Annotated in this window: 5 protein-coding genes; 4 read left to right on the top strand and 1 reads right to left on the bottom strand. The window is 75.1% G+C overall.

The window, feature by feature from the left end; translation table 11 throughout:
- The coding region (locus ACWCSD_RS47675) for a DNA-formamidopyrimidine glycosylase family protein (protein ID WP_449925622.1) at positions 1-762 on the top strand (762 nt) is incomplete at its 5' end.
- Positions 759-1,817, top strand: a complete 1,059-nt coding sequence (locus tag ACWCSD_RS47670; protein ID WP_397160050.1) for a spore photoproduct lyase family protein — start codon at positions 759-761, stop codon at positions 1,815-1,817. The genes ACWCSD_RS47675 and ACWCSD_RS47670, both read left to right, overlap by 4 nt.
- Positions 1,818-1,852: 35 nt before the next feature.
- On the opposite strand, the gene ACWCSD_RS47665 is transcribed toward ACWCSD_RS47670, so the two are convergent.
- Positions 1,853-2,971 (bottom strand): LysR family transcriptional regulator, encoded by a 1,119-nt coding sequence (locus tag ACWCSD_RS47665; protein WP_449925619.1) that lies wholly within the window; start codon positions 2,969-2,971, stop codon positions 1,853-1,855.
- Positions 2,972-3,063: 92 nt separating this feature from the next.
- Here ACWCSD_RS47665 and ACWCSD_RS47660 point away from each other — a divergent pair, with 92 nt between their 5' ends.
- Both ACWCSD_RS47660 and ACWCSD_RS47655 read left to right on the top strand, forming a co-directional pair.
- Positions 3,064-4,470 (top strand): hypothetical protein, encoded by a 1,407-nt coding sequence (locus tag ACWCSD_RS47660; protein WP_449925616.1) that lies wholly within the window; start codon positions 3,064-3,066, stop codon positions 4,468-4,470.
- Positions 4,467-5,065 (top strand): alpha/beta fold hydrolase (locus tag ACWCSD_RS47655; protein WP_449925613.1); only part of this gene is annotated, 599 nt, incomplete at its 3' end. The genes ACWCSD_RS47660 and ACWCSD_RS47655, both read left to right, overlap by 4 nt.

Genomic DNA, 5,065 nt, shown 5'->3' with positions numbered 1-5,065 from the left:
GGCCCGGGCATGCCCGAAGGACATCTCATCCACCGGCACGCCGCCGGGCAGCACGCGGACCTGGCCGGGCGGACGGTGCTCGCCGCCGGGCCGCAGGGGCGGTTCGACGCGCGGCCGTGGGACGGGCGGGTGCTGACGCAGGTGGAGGCGGTCGGCAAGCACCTGCTGTACCACTTCGCGGACGCGCCGACCGTGCACGTCCACCTGGGCATGCGGGGCGTCTTCCTGCGGTACGACGATCCGGGGACGTCGCCGCGGCCCGGCACCCGGTTGCGGCTGGCGACCGGCAACGTGGCCTACGACCTGATCGCGCCTTCGCGGTGCGAGGCGCTGACCCGCGGGCAGGTCACGGCGTTGCGGGACTCGCTCGGGCCCGATCCGCTGCGCGCGGACGCCGTGCCGGAGCAGGCCGTGGCCCGGCTGACCGCGTTCGGCGGGCCGGTGGGCGCGGCCGTGCTGGACCAGAAGGTGTGGTCGGGCATCGGGAACGCGTGGCGGGCCGAGCTGCTGTTCCTCGTCGGCCTGCATCCGAACGCCCGCGGCGTCTGCGCCGAGTCCGCCGGGCGGCTGTGGGACACGGCGGTCCGGTATCTCGCTCTCGGCCGGGACGCCGGGCAGGTGGTGAGCGACCCGGACGCCCCCTCCGAGCGCTGGGTGTACCGGCGCGAGCACTGCCGAAGTTGCGGCGCACCCGTGCTGACCTGGCAACTCGCGTCGCGGACCGCATATTGTTGCCCCATGGAACAGCCGGAGCGACCGTGACCGGCCTCCTCGACGTCCGGCGGATCTACGCCGAGCCCGCGGCCGCCGCGCTGCCGCGCGGGCGCGAGATCCTCGCCAGGTTCCCCGGCGCCGAGATCGTCGAGGTCGAGAGCCACCACCGCATCCCCGAGCTGTACGGCGACGAGGCGAACGTGGCCCGCTGGGTGCGGATCAAGACCGAGGCGCTCGTGCTCGGCGTCAAGAAGTCGCTGACGGCCCGTCCCAACGGCCGCTCGGCCGACTTCATCGCGCCCTCCACGGCCAACGGCTGCGCGATGGCGTGCGCCTACTGCTACGTGCCCCGCCGCAAGGGTTACAGCAACCCGATCACGGTGTTCGCCAACATCGACCAGATCACCGGCTACCTGCGGCGGCACGCCTCCCGCCAGGGCGTCAAACCCCGGCCCGACCAGGTCGATCCCCGCCTGTGGGTGTACGACATCGGCGAGAACTCCGACTGCTCGCTCGACGCCACGATCTGCGACAACGTCCGGGACCTGGTCGAGCTCTTCCGCGACCTGCCCAACGCCAAGGCCAGCTTCGCCACCAAGTACGTCAACCGCGACCTGCTCGGCTGGGACCCGCGCGGGCGTACGCGGGTGCGGTTCAGCCTCATGCCCGCCGCCGACTCCAAGCTCCTGGACATCCGCACCTCGCCGGTCGCCGAGCGCATCGACGCGATCGACGACTTCGTCGCGGCCGGTTACGAGGTGCACGTCAACCTGAGCCCGGTGGTGGTCCGGGACGGCTGGCTGGAGGACTGGGCCGAGCTGCTGGAGCGGCTCGACGACGCGCTGTCGCCCGAGGCCCGCGCCCAGCTCGCCGCCGAGGTGATCTTCCTGACCCACAACGACCGGCTCCACCAGGTCAACCTGGGCTGGCACCCGAAGGCCGAGGAGGTGTTGTGGCGGCCCGAGCTGCAGCAGGCCAAACGGTCGGAGACGGGCGGCTGGAACGTCCGCTACCGCAACGGGCACAAGGGCCGCTACGTCGCCGCCCTGACCGGGCTGATCGCCGCCAGGCTCCCCTACTGCCGCATCCGCTACGCCTTCTGACAGCTACGCCTTCTGACGACTACGCCTTCTGACAGCTACGCCTTCTGACGGGCTGGCCCGGCCTCGGGTCCGGGGAACCACGCGCCGTCCGGGACGCCGAGCCAGTCGTGGGCGGCGGCCAGCTCGTCCACGGCCTGGTGGAGGGCTTGCAGGCCGGGATGGTCGTCGTCGGCGCGCCAGATCATCGTCCAGGGGAACATGGCGACCGGGTCCACGAGCGGGCGCAGGACCGCCCCCGGGATGTCGGGCTGCGTGGTGAGCGTGAGGATGGGCGCGTCGCGGTCGCGGAGGTGCTGGGCCAGCTCGTCGCCGCCGCGCACGTGCGGGTGGGCCAGGGCGGCGTCGACGCCGAAGGGGGCCAGCAGCTGCAGGACGGCGTGCTCCCAGCCGGGCGTGGCGTGGTCGCCGGCGCGGATGCACGGGCTCGCGCCGCGCAACGACTCCAGGGGGATCATGGGCAGCCGGGCCAGCGGGTGACGCTCGGGCAGCAGCACCGCGATGCGCTCGTGGCGTACCGGCCGCCACCGCACGCGCCCGGACGCTCCCAGGCCCGGCGCTCTGACGCCGGGCGCTCCGAGCCCGGCCGCTCCGAGGCCGGACGCTCCGAGGCCGGACGCTCCGAGGCCGGACGCTCCGAGGCCGGACGCTCCGAGGCCGGACGCTCCTGAGCCGAGTGCTTTGGAGCTGAGCATTCCGGAGCCGGGGGGTTCGGGGCTGCGGCCGAAGGTGACGTCCAGGCGGCCGTCGGCCAGCAGGGGCGGAGCCGCTTCGGTGCCGCTGTGGAAGCGGGCGAAGAACTCCACCCCCGGCGCGTGGGCGCGGGCCGCGGCCAGCACCAGGGCAGGGGTCAGACCGGCGCCGACGACGTCGACCGTCAGCGACCTGGGCCGGCCGCGCAGGTCCAGCATGGTGGCGTCGTACAGGGCGAGGATCTCCCGTGCCCGGGTCAGCAGCAGGCGTCCCTCCGGGGTGAGGGCGACCTTGCGGGTGGTGCGCTCCAGGAGCCGGCGGCCCACCCGGTCCTCCAGCTTGCGGACGTCGCGGCTGAGCGCCTGCTGCGCCACGTACAGGCGCTGGGCGGCTCTGCTGAAGTGCAACTCCTCGGCGACGGCCACGTAGTGGCGCAGCAGGCGGATCTCCACGTCGTCCGGCATGCCACCTTCCTACCTGATTCACACTGCCGGCGCGTGAATCGCGTTCGAACAGGTGTTGGACCCGGGCGCCGCGCCACCGCAAGGATCAGGACATGGCCGGACGAGGAACGATCACGCTCTGCTACGGGCTGACGGGCGTCACGAACGCGGTGTGGGCCGCCACGCTGCCCGCCACCGACGCGCGCCTCGGGCTCGGGCCCGGCGGACTCGGCGCGCTGCTCATGGTGCTGGCCGCCGGCTCCCTCGTGGCCATGCCGGTGGCCGGACGGCTGTGCGACCGGTGGTCCGGAGGCGGGCTGCTGCGGGTCTGCGCACCGGCGGCGGCGCTGGCGCTGGCCGGCCCGGCGCTGGCGGCCGGTCCCGGGCCGCTGATGGTCTCGGCCGCTCTGCTCGGGGCGCTCTTCGGCCTGCTGAACGTGGCCCTGAGCGTCCAGGCGGTGGCCGTCGAGCGGGGGCTCGGGCGGCCGATCATGGCCACGGTGCACGGCACGTGGACGCTCGGCGCGGTGGCGGGCGGCGCGCTCGTCACGGCGGCCCTGCGTGCGGGGGCCGACGTGCGGGTGCTGATGCTGGTGGGCGCGACAGCGCTGACCGCCGCCATGGCCGCCGTCGGGGGCGCCGCCATGGCCACCACCCGGGCCACGGCCGGAACCACCACCGGGACCACGGGTGGGACCACCACCGGGACCACGAGCGAGACCGTCACCGGGGGCACGGCCGGGACCACCGTCGAGGCCACCGTCGGGGGCGCTGCCGGGACCACCGTCGGGGTCACCGTTGGGGGCGCTGCCAGGACCACTGTCGGGGCCGCCCGCGGGGGTGCGGGCGGGGTGCGCGGAGCGGAGGGGCGGGGGGTGGCTCGGCTCAGGCCGGGGGTGCTGGCCATGCTGGGCGTGATCGGCGCCGCCGCGTTCGTCGCCGAGGGCGCCGCCACCGACTGGGCCGGGGTGCACGCGACCCGGGTCCTGGGCGCCGACCCGGCCACCGGGTCGCTCGTCTACACCGTCTTCTTCGTGGCGATGACGCTCGTCCGGTTCGCCGGCGACGCCGTCAGGACGCGGCTCGGCGTCCGCGTCACGATCCGGCTGGCCGGCGCGACCGCCACCGCCGGTTACGGGCTCGTCCTGCTCGCGGGCGTCCTGCCCGTGGGGGCGGCCGTCCGGCTGGGCTGCGCCATGGCCGGTTGGGCGCTGTCCGGCGCGGGCGTGGCCGTGGTCTGGCCGGTCGTGGCCAGCCTGCTCGGCACCGTGGGCGGGGCCGCGCGCGGCCTGTCCGCGGTGACCACCGTCAGCTACGGCGGCGGCCTCGTCGGCCCCGCCCTCATCGGGTACGTCGCCACGACGGCGTCGCTGCCCCTCGCCCTGGTGATCCCGGCAGCCCTGGCGCTGCTCGTGGCCGTCGCCGCACCACCGCTGCTGGACGCGGTCGTCACGACCGCGGCCGCGGCCGACCATCCGGCGGCCCACGTCAGGGCCGTCGCTTCCAGGAGGACATCATGACCGCGACCGTCTCCACGACCGTCTCCACGCTCGACGTCCCGGGCGCCCGCCTGCACTTCGAGGTACGCGGCCAGGGCCCGCTCGTCGCACTCGTCGGCGCGCCGATGGACGCCGGCTCCTTCGCCGCGCTGGCCGACCTGATCGCCGGCGACCACACGGTGCTGACCACCGACCCGCGCGGCATCAGGCACAGCCCGCTGGACGACCCCGCCCAGGACTCCACGCCGCGGCTGCGCGCCGACGACCTGTCCCGCCTGCTGGCGCACGTGGACGCCGGTCCGGCCGTCGTCTTCGGCTCCAGCGGCGGGGCCGTCACCGCGCTGGCCCTGGCGCAGGCCCGTCCCGAGCAGGTGCGCGGCGTCGTCGCCCACGAACCGCCGCTGATCGAGCTGCTGCCGGACCGCGACGAGCTGCACCGCCAGACCGACGAGCTCATCGCCGCCTACCTGAGCGGCGACGTCGTCGGGGCCTGGGCGGGGGTCATGGGCCAGGCCGGCATCACGGTGCCGGACGGCGCGCTGGAGATGATGTTCGGCGGCCCGCGCGACCCGCGGGACGTCGCCGACGAGCGCCGCTGGTTCGCCCACGAGCTGCA

It is taken from the genome of Nonomuraea sp. NPDC001684, from assembly GCF_053596515.1.
The sequence above is the reverse complement of the archived record's forward strand: the minus strand, read 5'-3'. Positions and strand labels throughout refer to the sequence as shown.